The organism is Clostridium estertheticum subsp. estertheticum (assembly GCF_001877035.1).
GTDB classification, from domain to species: Bacteria; Bacillota; Clostridia; order Clostridiales; family Clostridiaceae; genus Clostridium_AD; species Clostridium_AD estertheticum.
The window spans coordinates 3,463,453-3,480,658 of sequence record NZ_CP015756.1 but is presented as its reverse complement, the minus strand read 5'-3'; the positions used below and the strand labels follow the sequence as shown (position 1 = coordinate 3,480,658).

Below are 17,206 nucleotides of genomic sequence, written 5' to 3'. Positions count from 1 at the left end.
TTAAATTTAAAACATACACCATCAGATTTTGATTTCTTTGAATATATAGATAAGTAAATTATAATATAGAGAGGAAGGTAAATCAATGAGAGATGAAAAAACTACACTAAGAATAGAGATAAAAGATGAATCTAATATAACTATAAGTGAAATGTCTGGTGTGGAAGAAATTTCACTTATACACACCAAAAAATATAAAAAAGGGGATAAAGTTTGTTTTACTAATTTATCTGGCAATAAATATTTAGTTATTAATATAGATAATGAATTATCAGAAGCGTTAATATATGTTCCGGGAAATATGCTAGAATTTTCTATACCATTTGGGGATGATTCCATACCATATTCATTATGTGCATTTAAGGGTAGCAATCATACTATTGATATGCGTATTGCAACAAATGAAGAAATTTATTGTTATAGAAATCTTGCGAAAAATGTAATGGATAAGGGTTGCAATACAACATACTATCCTCATGTTACGGAAAATATTGAGACTGGGAATGAGGCGATTTTTGCTGCTCGAAATACAATTGATGGGAAAACGAATAATCAGGGGCATGGAGTATGGCCATATGAATCTTGGGGGACAGGGCAAAGAGAAGATGCAGAGCTACTTCTAAATTTTGGTAGAGATGTAGAAGTGGATAAAATTGTTTTATACCTAAGAGCAGATTTTCCGCATGATACTTATTGGAATGATATAACAATAGTATTTTCTGATGGAACCCAAAAGAATGTACGACCTATAAAAACCAGTGATGCTCAATCTATTGAGTTTGAGAAAAAAAGAATTAGTTGGGTTAAATTAATGGATTTTAAGATGGCTGATGAACCATCACAAATTGCGGCGCTAACAGAAATTGAAGTTTATGGTATCGATATTAGCGGAGATAAGAAAAATAGTGATATATTTAACTGATTAAAAAATGAAAAACAAGGAATAATGGGAAAAATACAAATTCAAAGGGGAATATGTAAGATTATTACTTTACAAACTTGCGGTTTTTGTGTATTATAGTACCTGTGTTTAAATATTATAAATATTTGTTAATAATATGTTTAAACATAAAACTATTTGTGGGAGATGGAGAATTGAACAAAAAAATTATTACAGCAATGATGGCACTTGCTTTAACAATGAGCATTGGATATACTAGCGTATACGCAGATACTGCTTCTGATAAGGCAAAAATAAAGCAGGTTCAAACTCAAAGGAGTAGCCTTGAAACTAAAGTAGAGATGATGGATAGTCAAATTGAAAAAATCTTATCTAAAATTAAAAGTAATGAAAAAAATATAAATAATACACAAAATAGTATTAAAGAATCTAAAATAAATATTGCAAAAGCACAAGATGATATTAAAGCAGAACAAGCACTCTATGATAAAAGAATGAAAGTAATGTATATGAATGGTACATCAAGTTATGTAGATATTTTACTAGACTCAAAGGGTATAGATAATTTTATGTCCAGATTAGAAGATGTAAAAACTATAATAAACTTTGACAAAAAGATTATTAAAGATTTGCAAACAAAAAAGGAAGCAATTAATTTAAAGAAGGTAGCGTTAGATAAAGAAAATACAAAATTGTTAGCTTTAAGAGTTGACAATAAAAATACATTAAGCGGTGTAACTAAACAACAAGAAGCACAAAAGGTATTGGTAGCGCAATTAAATACTCAAGAAGCTAAATACACGGCGCAACTAGTAGCAGACCAAGCGGCTGCAGCAAAACAAGTTGCCTTAGCAAAAACTGCGGCGGAAGCAAAACAAGCAGCAGCAAACCAAGCTGCAGCAGCAAATCAATATGCACTAAACCAATCACCAGTACAGACTCCTAGTATAAGTCCTTCTAGAGGTGGATCAGGAGCTTCATCTAGTGCGCTTATATCATATGCTTCACAATTTTTAGGCGTTAATTATGTTTGGGGTGGGACAAGCCCTTCAGGCTTTGATTGCTCAGGATTTACACAATATGTGTTCGCACATTTCGGAGTAGACATACCAAGAGTTTCAGAAGATCAACAAAATGTAGGTACACTTGTATCTAGAGAAAATCTTCAACCAGGGGATTTGGTGTTTTTTGGGTCACCAGCTCATCATGTAGGAATATATGTTGGAAATGGTAATATGATAAATGCACCTCATACAGGTGCTGTACTTAGAATTCAATCACTAAATGGTGACTTTACATATGGACGTAGAGTTAGATAAAATGTTTATCTGTTTTATTAATCAATAATTCATCTAAAAAAGCATCTATATTAATTTATAGATGCTTTTTTAGTGCTTAATAAAAGAATTTATAAAGAAAATTTACCACCAATTGTGAACTTTTTGTTTAGTTATCCGTTATATTAATGTAAAGATATCTAAATTAATATATAAAAGGGAGATAGGCTAATGTTGGAAATTAAAAATTTTTCAAAGGTATATAAGGGTGGAAAAAAAGCCGTGGATCATTTTAATCTTACAGTGAAAGCTGGAGATATTTATGGATTTATAGGTCACAATGGGGCCGGAAAGAGCACAATGATAAAAGCTATTGCAGGGGTACTTGATTTTGAAGAAGGGGAGATTTTTGTTGACGGACATTCAGTACAAAAATTTCCGGTAGAGTGTAAAAAAGTAATCGCCTATATACCAGATAATCCAGATTTATATGAGCATTTAACGGGAATTCAATATTTGAATTTTATTTCGGACATTTTTAAAGTTGGAAAAGAAGAGAGGGAAGAGTCTATTCGGAAATATGGTGTATTATTTGAGATTACTAGTGTACTCGGAGATTTGATTTCTTCTTATTCACATGGAATGAAACAGAAACTTGCTTTAATTTCTGCCCTAATTCATAAACCTAAATTACTATTGCTCGACGAACCGTTTGTAGGATTAGACCCAAAAGCATCTCTGATATTAAAAAATACGATGCATGAAATATGTAAACAAGGAAGTGCTATTTTCTTCTCTACCCATGTGCTTGATGTTGCGGAGAAGCTTTGCAATAAAATTGCGATTATTAAAGATGGAAAGCTTATTGAAGCAGGAGATACAGAAACCTTAATTAAAAATCAATCATTAGAATCACTCTATATGAAGGTGGCAGAAAATGAACAATAACACTTGGATTCTTTTAAAGACGCAGTTTCTTAATCAGTCTGGAGTGAATACATTTAGATATGAGAAGGATAAAAAAAAGAAAAATAAAGTTGTTATATTTGCTGTTGCAATGACTATAACTGTGATTATGATGTCTACATATTGCTTTATATTGGCGTATGGTTTGGGTAGAATTGGACTTACTGCAATTATTCCGGGATATGCATTTACTATTACAAGTGTGATTGTAATGCTCTTTACTCTATTTAAAGCAAGTGGTACACTATTTGCATTTAAGGACTATGATATGCTTATGGCATTACCAGTTCAAACAACTACAGTAATAACAAGCAGATTTTTATTGATGTATGGAGAAAATGTGCTTTTTTCAATTCTTGTTATGATGCCTATGGGGATTGCCTATTGCTTATTCGCACATCCACAGATACTATTTTATGTAATTTGGTTTATTTCTATGTTTGTAACAGCGCTTGTGCCAATGACAATAGCTGCGGTACTTGGAGCAATTATTAGTGCAATTTCATCCAGATTTAAACACACTAATATGGTAAATATCATACTATCATTTGTTTTAACTATTGGTTTTATGGGCGTAAGCATGAGCGCAGGAACGATGAGTGGCGGCCAAATAAATATTAAACAAATTAGCAATGACATGTACCAGTGCGGTATCGCTTTCACTTGAAGGTAAAAATTTATGGATATTGAAATCTGCACCTATAGAAGCAGCAACTATATATAGAAGTAAAATGTCAGTAAATGCAACTATTTTATTACCTATATCATTGTTAAGTTCTTTATTTATGAGTCTTTGTTTAAAGCCAACTATTATGCCTGCTATGTGGATGTTTGTGACACCACTTGCATATGTTGCATTTACTTGTGTTTGGGGGATATTCATTAATCTTAAAATGCCTAATTTTGAATGGGAATCTGAAGTTACTGTAATAAAGCAAAGTATGGCATCTGTAATTGGAATTTTGGGTGGAATGTTATTTGGGTTTATACCTATGGTAATTATATTCATTCTACCGGGTGTAGACAGAAACTTAATTATGGGAGTGATTACCCTTGCAGTGATAGGGTTCACGTCGTTTCTTTATATAAAAGTGTGTGGAACTAAGTTACCTTAAGTTTAATTATATATATGAATATCGTATACCATATATACAAAACATATATTATTAATATGGCGATCCCTATGATATAATCGTATTCGCATGGAACAAAACATGCAATATTTTTATACTGGGGTGATGATTTTTGTTTAAACTTTTTAAATTTTTAAAACCATATAGGAAAGAATGTATTTTAGGACCTACATTTAAGCTTATTGAAGCATTATTAGAACTTTTGCTTCCAACACTTATGGCACTTATTATAAATAACGGTGTAAGCTCGCATGATACAAGCTATGTGCTAAAAATGGGCGGAATTATGTGTTCTATGGCCATATTAGGATTTTGTAGTTCTATGACATGTCAGTATTTTGCTGCACTTACTTCTCAAGGTTTTGGTACAACGCTACGTAATAAATTATTTGAACATATATCTACGTTTTCCTATGTGGAAATAGATAAGTTCGGTGCAGCATCGCTAACAAATCGTATTACTAGCGATGTAAATCAGCTCCAACTAGCAGTTGCTATGCTTATTCGTATGGCGTTTCGTGCACCATTTATATGTATCGGTGCAATTATTATGTCAATGTTATTAGACCTTAGATTAGCTCTCGTATTGATATTAGCTACCCCTATTTTTGGAATTATTATATATCTTATCATAAGTAGGACATCTCCTCTTTATCGTAAATATCAAAACAAATTAGATAGACTCGGCACTGTAGTTCGTGAAAATCTTTCTGGAGCACGAGTAATTCGTGCATTTGCAAAAACAAAGAACGAAGAAAAAAGATTTAAAGCTACAAACGATGATCTAACTTCAACAGCAGTTTTAGTTGGCAAGACCTCAGCGCTCTTAAACCCTCTCACAACTCTTGTTATGAATGTAGCAATAATCGCTATATTATGGGCTAGTAGTTATCATATTAATGCTGGTACCCTTTCTCAGGGAACAATTATTGCATTTGTAAATTATGCCACGCAAATATTATTCGCACTTGTTGCAGTATCAAATCTTGTTATCATATTTACAAAAGCATTTGCTTCGGCTAACCGTGTCAATGAAATACTTAATACCATAGCATCAATAAAGGACAATGGTAATAACTTAGAAATATCTTCTCGTGGAGACGATGTTTTAATTGAGTTTAAACTGGTTTCCTTTTCATATGACAGTGCCAGTGATCGTGAACTAACTGATATTAACATAACAATTAACAAGGGGGAAACAGTAGGTATTATAGGAGCTACCGGTTCAGGTAAATCGACTTTCATAAATTTAATTCCAAGATTTTATGATGTTAGTAAAGGTGAAATATTAATAAATGGAATAAATGTTAAAGATTATTCTCTGAAAAAACTTAGGGAGAAAATTAGCATGGTACCACAAAAATCTGTGCTTTTTACTGGTACTATTTCAGACAATATTCGCTGGGGAAAGAAAACAGCTACTAGAGAAGAAATCATAGACGCTGCAAAAACAGCTCAAGCAAACGAATTTATAAAAGAGCTACCAGATGGCTATAATACACAGGTAACTCGTGGTGGTCTTAATTTTTCTGGCGGACAAAAACAAAGACTCACAATTGCTAGAGCGATAATTGCAAAACCTGAAATTTTAATACTTGATGATTCATCTAGTGCACTTGATTTTTCAACTGATGCAGCCCTTAGAACTGGTCTTAAAAGTCTTAGTAATACCATGACTGTACTTACTGTTTCTCAGCGTGCAAGTTCTATAAAACATGCGGATAAAATTATTGTATTTGATGATGGAAAAATAGTAGGAGTGGGTCCACATGAGTATCTTTTGAGAAATTGTGAAACATACAAAGACATATGTCTTTCACAGCTTTCAAAAAAGGAGGTAAACAAATAATGAATAAAACTATATTTAAAAGAATTATAAAATATATGTCAAACTCTAAAATATATATTGTTTTTTCCCTTCTAAGCGCAATTATAACAGTAATTTTAAGTCTTATTGCCCCGCTACTAATAGGTAAAACTATAGATAAGATGATAGGAAAAGGTCTTGTTGACTTTAGTTATGTATTCAAAATTATTATTGCAATAGCAATAGTTTATATAGCTGGAAACATATTTAATTGGCTTTTGATCTATTTAACTAACTTAATCGCATTTTCATCTGTTAACCATATGAGGCGGGATCTTTTCAAAAAAACAAATAAACTACCATTAAATTTCTTTGACACTAATCCTCATGGTGATACCATAAGCAGGTTTGTTAACGATATAGAAACAATTTCAGATGGAATGATTCAATGTTTGTCCACACTTATAACTGGTATTGTTACCATAATAGGGGCTATAGGTTTTATGTTCTACTTAAATCCTGTTATGACATTAGTAGTTTTGATTTTGTCTCCAGCTTCTTATTTTATGGCAAGATTTATAACAAACCGTTCTCAAAAAATGTTTAAAAAGCAGGCTAAAATTTTGGGGAATTTAAACGCTTATGCTGAAGAAATTATAGATGGTCAAAAAGTTGTAAAAGCGTTTAATTATGAAGATGAAACTATTAATAAATTTAAAGACATAAATAATGATTTATATAGTGCAGGTGTAAAATCTCAATTTTATGGTTCTTTATCAGGTCCAACTACAAGAGTTGTGAATAACATAATTTATTCGCTTATCGGTATTATTGGAAGTTTTGCTGTGATCTTTGGTAAACTCACAATAGGTGATATATCAAGTTTTCTTATTTATGCCACATTATTCTCAAAACCTTTAAATGATATAACTGCGATATTTACACAGATTCAAGCAGCAGAAGCTTCTGCTGAGCGTGTATTTTATGTCCTTGACATGGAACCAGAAATAGCTGACAAAAAAAGAACAATAAATCTTCATAATAATGAAGGTGTGATTTCCTTTAGAAATGTAAATTTCGGATATACATCTAATCGTCCTCTTATTAAAAACTTTAATTTAAATTTAAAACCTGGGAGCAGGGTTGCCATAGTTGGTACAACTGGCGCAGGTAAAACGACTCTTATAAATTTATTGATGAGATTTTATGAGATTAACAGTGGAGGTATATTTATCGATGATGTTAATATAAATGAAATAAGTCGTGATAGTTTACGTTGTAATTTTGGAATGGTTCTTCAAGATACATGGCTCTTTTGCGGGACTATAAAGGAAAATATAGCCTATGGTAAACCTGATGCAACAGAAGATGAAATAATAACCGCTGCCAAAGCTTCTGGGTCTCATAGCTTCATACGTCGTTTACCTAAGGGTTATAACACTATAATTACTGATGCAGGTGAAAATCTCTCACAAGGTCAAAGACAACTGCTTACTATAGCAAGGGTAATGATTACTAACGCTCCTATGTTAATTTTGGATGAGGCTACAAGTAATATAGACACAATAACTGAGATTAAAATCCAAAAAGCATTTATTAAAATGTTAAAGGGGAGAACTAGTTTTATTATAGCTCATAGGCTTTCTACAATAAAAGAATCCGATATAATTTTGGTTATGGATAATGGTAATATTGTTCAAAGTGGAACTCATGAAGAACTATTAGAAAAAGGTGGACAATATTCAAAACTTTATAACAGTCAGTTTGCTGCTGTTTAATTTTGATAAAATCCTAATGGTTTTAATTTTAATTTTAGAATGACTGTGTAAAACGAATAAAATAGTTTTTACACAGTCATTTTTAAAGCAAACTATTAATTGAAAAATTTTATAAACTTATCTGCTAGTGAGGACATATATCTATCTTTTATCCATATTGCAGCTAGTGATGTTTCTAATTTTTCGTTTTTTATTTCTTTATAAATAAGATTCTCATTACGTGAAAGTTCAAAGGCAGATTTAGGTACTATTCCAATTCCAAAGCCTGCATTTGCTAGCATAAGCGTTGTTCGTGCATCATCATTTTTACAGAATACCTCTGGTTTAAAGCCACTTTCCGTGCAGGTATCCATTATTAACTGTTCAAATCTTCGATAAAAAATCAGAGGTTTTCCATTTAGTTCTTTCAATGATATGTAAATCCCTTCTAAATCCGAAGAATATTTTTTTGTCATTGCTGCTATCATTGGTTCTTTTACCATATGTTTACAATTGCAATTTAAAGCTTTAAACGGTGTTCTAACAATTCCAACTTCTATAATCCCTCTATTTAATAGTTCTAGGATCTTAAATGTGTTACCTTCTTGCACGGAAAATTTTACACCAGGATATTCTTCATGAAATTTTGACAAAGTATTTTTTATAAGTAATGCACCAGAGGATGAAACCATTCCTATAGATAAGGTTCCATTTAAACCTTTTTTAAAATCATCTATTTCATTTATTGTAGAATCTGAAAGTTCTAAAATTTGCTCTGCTCTAGTTCTTAAAATTTCACCAGCATCAGTTAAATGGATATGTCTTGGTCCTCTTTCTACAAGTTTTACTCCAAGTTCTCTCTCTAAAAGTTTAAGTTGTTGACTTAAAGGGGGTTGAGCAATGTGAAGTCTTCTAGCTGCTGCGGTTATTTGACCTTCCTCTGCTATTGTAAGGAAATATCTAAGTTGTTTAATGTCCATATTATACCTCCTATTATGCATATGCAGGTACTCTAGATATAATTTAAATTACAAAACCAAACATTAATTCATGTTTATTATATATGAATATCGTATACCACAATATAAGATATATATTACTAGTATGGGAATTCATATACTATAATCATATTAGTATATGAAAAAACATGCAATGATTTTATTATTGTACTTCAAGATATATGGTTATTTAATGGTATAATTGAAGAAAATCCTGCTTATGGAAGAATGATTTAATCCATGAAAAAGTGGTTTTAGCAGCTATTGATATCATAATTAGACGAAAAGGAGCAAAACATTCATGGGTAAATCCACAAAAACAGATAAAGTATTCTTTGAGCAAATAATAGATAAAGCAGTATCTCCAAGCGATATGGAAGGCAAAATAGAAGAAATAGAGGAACTTATAATGATTTATAGTTGTGCTATAAAGGAAGTTAGTACTAAACTTGAAATTTTAGATTATGAATTTAAAATAAAGGGGAAAAGAAATCCGATAGAATATATGAAATCTAGGGTTAAATCACCTAAGAGTATAATGGACAAACTTACTCGTAAAAATTTAAAACCAAGTATTAAAGTGGCAAGGGAAAATTTCAATGATATAGCGGGGATAAGAGTTGTTTGTTCCTTCGTTAGTGATATATATAAGGTCGCAGATATGCTTAAAAGGCAAGAGGATATTACTTTAATTGAAGAGAAAGACTATATAAAAAATCCAAAGCCTAATGGGTATAGAAGCCTTCATATGGTTTTGGAAATTCCTATATTTTTTTCGGATCATGTAGAACCCATAAGAGTAGAAGTACAAATAAGAACAATCGCTATGGATTTTTGGGCAAGTTTAGAACATAAGTTATATTATAAAAAAGGGGAAGGCATTGCAATACATATAAAAAATGATTTAAAAGATTGTGCAGATATTATAGCAGCAACAGATATAAAAATGCAAAACATAGAAATTGAAGTAGATAAAATAAGATGAAATAAAAGTAATTTATGATAGATAATGTTATAATTTTAAGAATTTTATGGAATTGTAGATGAATAGGGGAGGAACTTATGAAAAAAGATTTTTTTGTAGCCATAGCTCACAGTATAGAACTAGATTCATTTTTAGCGGTTAAGGAACTAATTGAAGATTGTGAGCTTCAGCTTGATAAACATCACCCTACGGCAGGAATTCTTTATGCCAGCATAGACGTTGATCATCAGTTGGTACTTGATAAAATTTATGAAAAATGGCCGGAGTTACAGCTCATTGGATGTACAACAGATGGAGAATTTTCTTCAGAATGTGAGTATGTAGAGGATTCATTAGTTTTGACATTATTTATATCTGAAGAAATAAAAATTGTTTCTGGCTTTATCAATAATACAGCAATAGATATGAGAAAAGAATGTAGTCAGGTATTATCAGAGTCTATTACCAGATTAGGGCAGAATCCTAACCTATGTATATTATTTTCAGATGTGATTAAAACAAGTGGTGAGACAGTTATGCAACAGCTAACTACAGTTACAGAGGGTAAACTTCCAATTGTGGGTGGAATATCAGCAGATAGTTGGAGATTTACTGATTCTAAACAGTTTTACAATAAAGCATCATCACAAAATATATCTCCATTTTTACTTTTAGCTGGATCATTTGATATTTCTTTCGGGATGGACAGTGGTTGGCATCCAGTGGGTGATGTGGGGACTATAACAAGATCGCATGGTAATGTGATCTATGAAATCGACCATAAGCCTGCACTTGAATTCTATAGTAATATTCTTGGCCAAAATGTTAAGGCTACCCTTGAACTACCAATTGCAGTATATGATGATAAGGGTGATTTTTGTTTTATGCGCACTAGCTTCGAAAATTATGATGATAACATTGGATCAATAACCTATCTAGGTAATGTTCCGGTTGGTTATAAAGTCCGTATTACCATGGTAAACCGTGAGTCAATTTTGGCAGGTGCTAAAAGTTCAATCAACCATGCGATTAGCACATTTTCATCAAATAAATTACCCGTTATAGCATTATGTTTCTCTTGTTCAGCTCGAAGGGTTCTACTTGGAACACGAACTAAAGAGGAGTGCCAGATTCTTCAGGAAAAGATAGGGGAAAGTGTAAAATTTGTTGGATTTTATTCCTATGGTGAGTTTTGTCCAAATTTAAATAAATTAACAAATAAGTTCCATAATGAAACATTTGTAACTGTATTGCTAGGTTAAATCATCTCCTTCGGAGCTGAAATGTCGTTAAAGTAAATAGACTGGAGATTAAGAATGGAGAATTATAATATAGATGTTATGATTAGGCGAATAGCGATTTTGGAAAAAAAGTTGCAACGCTCGGAACATAGCCGAAGACTTATAGAGCAGGCAATGGATCATTATGATTTAGTTTATCGTTCTAGTATAGACAAGCTAGATGCACAAAAGAACTTGCTTGATGTCAAGAATCAAGAACTGGACTTCAAAAGATTAGAACTACTTGCCAAGAACGCGGAGCTTCAAGAAGTTTCAACCACTGATGGAGTTACACGGATATATAACCGAAGAAAAATTAACGAGATATTTAATGAAAAATACCTTCAGGCACAGTGTTATAAGATAAGTTTTTCGGTTATTATAATCGATGTTGACTGGTTCAAGTTAGTAAATGATACATATGGACATCAAGCTGGTGACCAAGTTTTATTTGAACTTGCTCAACTGATGAAGTGTAGCCTTCGTACTACTGAGTACATTGGAAGATGGGGAGGAGAAGAATTTTTTATTGTTTTACCAAATACAAGTGCAAATGATGGATATGTATTGGCTGAGAGGATACGATTAAAAGTATCTAACCATAACTTTGGAACACCTAAACATCTAACTTGTAGTTTTGGGATTACTGAGTACATGAAAGAGGACAGCATAGAAAGGATTATTAAAAGAGCTGATATGGCACTTTATCAGGCTAAGGAACGCCGCAATTGTGCTTGTATTTTCAAATAAGATACAGTTGCCTGAATTTCAATTATGGTATATGGGGAATAGTAATGTTACTGAGTCTCTGAAAGTCTTGAAATACCAAAAGGTAATTCGGGACTTTTTAATTATCAGCTAAATAAAAACAATGCAATTGTCGGCAATATTAATATAAACTTTATACGAAAAGAGGGATAATAAATGCTAGAAAATATAATTAATTTTATGAGGAAAAGATATATAGGTGTTGATTTGTTAAATGGAAAAGTAAGAGCTTTTGAAAAAAAAGAGAATACTTTCATAGATAAATCTATAGGAGAAATACTTCCCAATATATTTAATCCGATAAATAATGAAAACTATTGGTATGATATTAATGCCATGGAGCAATTATTGAATTACGTCTTAAGCAATGTTAAAAAATCATTATTTAGGCCCGGATTGGTTATTGCTATCCCATTTGAGATTTCTGACATAAAGAATAAAGCATCAATTGTTGAGGAAGCTTCAAAATTTAAGTGGAGCAATATATATATTCTTAGTAATTTTATGTGCGCGGCTATTGGTTCAGGGGTTCGGATAGAAGAATGTAGAAGGAAAATATTTATTTATTCCTTAAATGACTTAACTTATTTTGGTCTTGTTTTTGCTGGAAATATTTTCAATGTAAAAATTTTAAAAAGGGGATATAATAAGTTAACACAAGAAGATATAATAAACAATATTGGAAATTTAACAGATGATGCATCAAAAGAATTACCAGAACAATTTACAAATATAAAACTATCAGAAAAAGATTTGGAAGAAGTCACTATAGGGTGGAAATTAGAAATAGAAAGAACAATATATTTATCTGTTCCAACAAATCTAAAGAATGTATTTGGTCTTAATATAGGCAAAAATCAATTAGTATATTTAGAATATGAAAATTGTATTATAGAAGGATTAAAGAATGCTATTTCAAAAATTAACACAATGAAAATTAGGAAAGGCTAAACATTATTGTAAATGGGAAGAGTATATGTTATAAATAAATTATAAGACTTAAAAAATAAAGGGGAGATTGATTATGCAAAAAACAAAAATGATTTTCACAATAGGTCCTGCAAGTGACAGTAAAGAAATACTTACAAAACTCATGGAAATTGGAATGAATGTTACTAGACTTAATTTTTCACATGGTACACATGAGGATCACAAAATAAAAATTGACCTAATAAAAAGTCTTAGGGAAGAACTTAATAAATCTGTTGCTATAATGCTTGATATAAAAGGACCTAAGATTAGGACACACGATTTTATGGGAGATACTGTAGCAATTGACAAAGGTCAAAAATTCATCTTTAGTTGTGGTAAAGAAATACTTGGGAACAAAGAGAGATGTTCTGTCTCTTATGCAGAGCTTTATAAAGATCTTAAGGCTAATGGTAGACTTCTTGTGGATGACGGTCTTATTGAATTTAAGATTGATTCAATAGAGGGCACTGAAATAAATTGTACAGCATTAAATTCTGGTTTTATAGGAAATCATAAGGGAATAAATGTTCCTAATATATCTATTGGTCTTCCAGCCGTAACTGACAAGGATAAATTAGATTTAATATTTGGATGTGAACAAGGGGTTGATATCGTAGCAGCTTCTTTTATAAGAAAAGCTGGCGATGTAACAGATGTTAGAAATATACTTAATGCAAATGGTGGCGAACATATCCAAATAATATCAAAAATTGAAACACAAGAAGGCGTAGATAACATAGATGCGATAATAGAGGCTTCTGATGGCATTATGGTTGCCAGGGGAGATATGGGTGTTGAAATACCAATTCAAAAGGTTCCTATAGTTCAAAAAATGATAATTCATAAATGTAATAAGGCAGGTAAACCTGTTATAACAGCAACACAAATGTTAGATTCTATGATTAGAAATCCAAGACCTACTAGAGCAGAAGCTTCAGACATAGCTAATGCTATTTTTGATGGTACCGATGCAATAATGCTTAGTGGTGAAAGTGCTAATGGAAAATATCCATTGGAATCTGCTTTAACGATGGCAAATATAGCCATTGAGGCAGAGTCAAATATTGATTTTAGAGCCGCTTTAAATAAAAGAAATCATGAAGTTCTTGAAAATATATCAGATGGTATAAGCCTTGCTACATGTAACACAGCAGATAAATTAAATGTATCTGCAATAATAACAGCAACGCAAAGTGGTCATACTGCTAGAATAGTATCCAAATATAGACCAATGTGTCCGATTATTGCTGTAACACCTAGCAAGCAAGTTGCAAGAGGTTTATCTATTAATTTTGGAGTGCAGACAATACTTTCAATTAAGTTAACTTCAACAGACGAATTAATGGCTGATGCAGTGAAAAAAAGCCTAGCTTCTGGATATATAAAAAAAGGAGACGTTGTTATAATTGCAGCTGGAATACCTGTTGGTGAATCTGGTACTACTAATATGATGAAAATACAAAAAGTTTAAAATGTAAAACAGATTAGTAGTATATTTATTAAAGTATTTAGGGCCTAGCGTAATTGCTAGACCTTTTTATTGTAATTTATAATTATACACATAAAAGGGGATATAAAAGTATGGTTAAAAATATTGTATTTGATTTAGGAAACGTATTATTAGATTTTAATCCAATAATATATCTTAAAACACTAATTTCTGATAAAGCAAAAATTCAGGAAGTTTATGCGGAAATATTCACAAGTAAAGAATGGGTTATGCTTGATAGGGGTATAATTACACAAGAAGAAGCAGTAAATGAAATATGTCACAGAAGCATAGAAAATAGTGAACTAATAAAGATGGTAATGCATAATTGGTATCAATTACTTACACCAATTGAAGATACTGTAGAAGTTTTAAAAGAACTAAAACATAATGGATATAAACTTTATTTTTTATCTAACTTTCATTTATTAGCATACGAAGATGTTACTAAACGATATAAATTTTTTGAATATTTTGATGGAGGAATCCTCTCATATAAGGAACAGCTTATAAAACCTGATAAAGAAATTTATAATAAATTAATAAAAAGATATAAAATTAAGGCAGAGGAATCCATTTTTATAGATGATACAATTGAAAATATAGAAGGTGCTAGGAAGTTGGGTTTTGAAGCCATACTTTTCATAAATTCAAAATATTTACGTAAAAAATTGAGTGAATATAAGGTATTATAGTATTTAAAATATTGAGATAAGGGAGTATATTATGAAAATAAAAAATCTTTATTATTATTTTCTACAGGCCATTTGGTACTGTTTGGTTAGTTTTATAGCGTTAACATATTGGAAAAGACTTGGATGGGCATTTATACTCGCAGCTTTTATTATATTATATATTGGAGATAAATTGATAACAAAGTATTTTAAACCAAAGAGTTAGAAATTAAAAAGGATGCTTACATAGATAATTAATTTATAGAATAGGTATGAATGTTTATTAAGATAATGAGAGGTGTATAATGAACAAATTAATGTTATTAGGTATTGCTTTATTTCTTTTCTTATATGGTGGTATAAATTATTATATAGGGTTAAGGGGATGGCAAAACTTAGGAAGTCATATTTCGTTTTTAAATAATAAAGTATATTGGATAGTAATTGGACTAATAGCATCGGCATATATCGTAAGTATGTTATTGTCTTCGTATATTCCTTCTGTAGTTTTAAATTCATTGAATATTGTGGGATCATATTGGATGGGGATAATTTTTTATCTTATTTTGTTATTGCCTATCATTGATTTAATAAGATTTTTAAATAGTAAGATTTCATTTATTCCAAGGAATATAAATGAAACTGCTAATTTGTCAATAATAATAGCAATGGTTGTAATTGTGTGTTTATCAGGATTAATGGTATATGGTACTTGGAGCGCTCGAAGCCCAAAAGTAACTAAATATGATTTGAATGTAAATAAAACATCTAGCGATTTAAAGAAACTTAAGATTATTATGGTTTCGGATATTCACCTTGGTCTTGTAGTAGATAATAAAAGGCTTACTGTGATGGTTAATAAAATAAATGAATTGAATCCAGACATTGTTCTAATACCTGGAGATATAATTGATAGTAGTCTAGAGCCTTTTGTAAAACAAAATATGAGTGATAACTTTAAAAGACTTAAAAGTAAATATGGAGTTTATGCTTGTCTTGGAAACCATGATGAAATGGGCAGAAGTGTAGAGGATATTGTTAAAACTTTTAAGGCTTCCGGAATAAATGTACTGAGAGATAAAGCAATCTTAATAAATAATAGTTTTTATGTTATAGGTCGCGACGATATATCACAGGAATCGCAGACGAAAATTAAAAGAAAAGATCTATCAGACATAATAAAGGATTTAGATAAGTCGAGGCCTCTTATATTAATGGATCATCAGCCAAGAGATTTTGCTGATACACAAAAGAATGGGATTGATTTACAGGTATCTGGACATACGCATCGAGGACAGTTATTTCCTGCAAATCTTATAACAAATTTGATATTTGAAATAGACTATGGTTATCTGAAAAAAAACAATTCGAACTTTATTGTATCTTCAGGTTATGGAACATGGGGACCTCCAATTAGGATAGGAAGCCGATCTGAAATAGTTGAAATTAATCTTAATTTTAAAAAATAAAAATATATGTTAGATTTAACTAGTATAAATATGATATTAATATATAAACACTGACATAATTGTTGGTGTTATTTTTTGTCCCTTTTAAAATGATTAATAGTTTTATATAAAACTATAATTTAATTTAGTTTGTTATGTATTTTTTATACTAAAATGCAGATACTGTTATTGTAGTTAATTTCATAATATATATTTTTAGAAATAGGGAGGTGTAATTAAATGCAAACTAAAAATGCTAAACAACATGTTCAAGATGTAACAACTCATCTTCAAGATGCTAAAAATTGTTTAAATAATGCATTAAATTCAGTAGAAAAACCTGAAAATAAACAACAAATTCAAAATACTCTTAATTCCGTAGATACTGCTTTACAAAATGCAAATACTACAATTTCAAATTATCAGGAATAATTTTTGGTAATGGAGGAGCTTGCCTTATGCTCCTCCATTTAATTTTCACATTACAATAAATTATGTTACAGTTACTTGTTAGATAATATGTGTCTTGCAATACTAATTAAATCCTAGGTTTTGTAGGGTCACAATTAGGAGATTTTATTTTAGAAACTGTTGCAAGTTTAGTTCTTCTCTATTCATGTGATCAAGAACAAGTGGTACAAGAGTACATAGCGTTTTTTTATCAGAGATTTTACAAAGTAGAACTTCTAAGTATTTTTTTAAATTTACCATTACCTTTTCAGCTGTAAAGTTTAAATCATCGAAAGCAGGAAAGCTTGAAATTCCCGTTCTG

18 protein-coding genes are annotated in these 17,206 nt (G+C 30.8%); 16 read left to right on the top strand and 2 right to left on the bottom strand.

The window, feature by feature from the left end; translation table 11 throughout:
* Positions 1-85: 85 nt before the first annotated feature.
* From A7L45_RS16340 to A7L45_RS16310, 7 genes are all read left to right on the top strand, one after another.
* Positions 86-922 (top strand): DUF7402 domain-containing protein, encoded by an 837-nt coding sequence (locus A7L45_RS16340; RefSeq protein WP_071613776.1) that lies wholly within the window; start codon positions 86-88, stop codon positions 920-922.
* Positions 923-1,095: 173 nt separating this feature from the next.
* Positions 1,096-2,220, top strand: coding sequence for a C40 family peptidase (locus tag A7L45_RS16335; protein ID WP_071613775.1), 1,125 nt, complete (start codon positions 1,096-1,098; stop codon positions 2,218-2,220).
* 189 nt (positions 2,221-2,409) lie between these two features.
* On the top strand, positions 2,410-3,126 hold the full coding sequence (locus tag A7L45_RS16330) for an ABC transporter ATP-binding protein (protein WP_071613774.1): 717 nt from the start codon (positions 2,410-2,412) through the stop codon (positions 3,124-3,126).
* Positions 3,116-3,811, top strand: a complete 696-nt coding sequence (locus A7L45_RS16325; RefSeq protein ID WP_071613773.1) for a putative ABC transporter permease subunit — start codon at positions 3,116-3,118, stop codon at positions 3,809-3,811. The genes A7L45_RS16330 and A7L45_RS16325 overlap by 11 nt, the downstream gene beginning before the upstream one ends.
* Positions 3,777-4,259 (top strand): hypothetical protein, encoded by a 483-nt coding sequence (locus tag A7L45_RS16320; protein WP_071613772.1) that lies wholly within the window; start codon positions 3,777-3,779, stop codon positions 4,257-4,259. Before A7L45_RS16325 ends, A7L45_RS16320 begins: the two co-directional genes overlap by 35 nt.
* A gap of 130 nt (positions 4,260-4,389) precedes the next feature.
* On the top strand, positions 4,390-6,126 hold the full coding sequence (locus tag A7L45_RS16315) for an ABC transporter ATP-binding protein (protein ID WP_071613771.1): 1,737 nt from the start codon (positions 4,390-4,392) through the stop codon (positions 6,124-6,126).
* Entirely contained in the window at positions 6,126-7,862 is a 1,737-nt protein-coding gene (locus A7L45_RS16310) for an ABC transporter ATP-binding protein (RefSeq protein WP_071613770.1), read from the top strand. The genes A7L45_RS16315 and A7L45_RS16310 overlap by 1 nt, the downstream gene beginning before the upstream one ends.
* Before the next feature lie 95 nt (positions 7,863-7,957).
* Here the strand turns inward: A7L45_RS16310 and A7L45_RS16305 are convergent, their stop codons facing one another.
* Positions 7,958-8,821 (bottom strand): LysR family transcriptional regulator, encoded by an 864-nt coding sequence (locus tag A7L45_RS16305; protein ID WP_071613769.1) that lies wholly within the window; start codon positions 8,819-8,821, stop codon positions 7,958-7,960.
* Positions 8,822-9,140: 319 nt separating this feature from the next.
* On the opposite strand from A7L45_RS16305, the gene A7L45_RS16300 reads away from it, so the two are divergent.
* The 9 genes from A7L45_RS16300 to A7L45_RS16265 all read left to right on the top strand — a co-directional run bounded on the left by A7L45_RS16300 (position 9,141) and on the right by A7L45_RS16265 (position 16,866).
* Positions 9,141-9,824: a GTP pyrophosphokinase gene (locus A7L45_RS16300; RefSeq protein WP_071613768.1), complete on the top strand. Its 684-nt coding sequence runs from the start codon at positions 9,141-9,143 to the stop codon at positions 9,822-9,824.
* A 77-nt stretch (positions 9,825-9,901) separates the two neighbouring features.
* Entirely contained in the window at positions 9,902-11,065 is a 1,164-nt protein-coding gene (locus A7L45_RS16295) for an FIST signal transduction protein (protein ID WP_071613767.1), read from the top strand.
* 54 nt (positions 11,066-11,119) lie between these two features.
* Positions 11,120-11,833 carry a GGDEF domain-containing protein gene (locus A7L45_RS16290; protein WP_071613766.1) on the top strand — a complete coding sequence of 238 codons (714 nt, stop codon included), beginning with the start codon at positions 11,120-11,122 and terminating at the stop codon, positions 11,831-11,833.
* 174 nt (positions 11,834-12,007) lie between these two features.
* A complete protein-coding gene (locus A7L45_RS16285) occupies positions 12,008-12,802 on the top strand; it encodes a rod shape-determining protein (protein ID WP_071613765.1) in 795 nt (264 codons plus the stop codon).
* Positions 12,803-12,875: 73 nt separating this feature from the next.
* Positions 12,876-14,294: a pyruvate kinase gene (gene pyk, locus A7L45_RS16280; protein ID WP_071613764.1), complete on the top strand. Its 1,419-nt coding sequence runs from the start codon at positions 12,876-12,878 to the stop codon at positions 14,292-14,294.
* 110 nt (positions 14,295-14,404) lie between these two features.
* Positions 14,405-15,007, top strand: a complete 603-nt coding sequence (locus tag A7L45_RS16275; RefSeq protein WP_071613763.1) for an HAD family hydrolase — start codon at positions 14,405-14,407, stop codon at positions 15,005-15,007.
* A gap of 31 nt (positions 15,008-15,038) precedes the next feature.
* Entirely contained in the window at positions 15,039-15,212 is a 174-nt protein-coding gene (locus tag A7L45_RS23340) for a hypothetical protein (protein WP_153882482.1), read from the top strand.
* A 79-nt stretch (positions 15,213-15,291) separates the two neighbouring features.
* A complete protein-coding gene (locus tag A7L45_RS16270) occupies positions 15,292-16,455 on the top strand; it encodes a metallophosphoesterase (RefSeq protein ID WP_071613762.1) in 1,164 nt (387 codons plus the stop codon).
* A gap of 219 nt (positions 16,456-16,674) precedes the next feature.
* Positions 16,675-16,866, top strand: coding sequence for an EscE/YscE/SsaE family type III secretion system needle protein co-chaperone (locus tag A7L45_RS16265; RefSeq protein ID WP_071613761.1), 192 nt, complete (start codon positions 16,675-16,677; stop codon positions 16,864-16,866).
* A 144-nt stretch (positions 16,867-17,010) separates the two neighbouring features.
* Here A7L45_RS16265 and A7L45_RS22945 read toward each other — a convergent pair whose 3' ends face one another.
* Positions 17,011-17,145, bottom strand: a complete 135-nt coding sequence (locus tag A7L45_RS22945; protein ID WP_187350195.1) for a hypothetical protein — start codon at positions 17,143-17,145, stop codon at positions 17,011-17,013.
* Positions 17,146-17,206 lie beyond the last annotated feature (61 nt).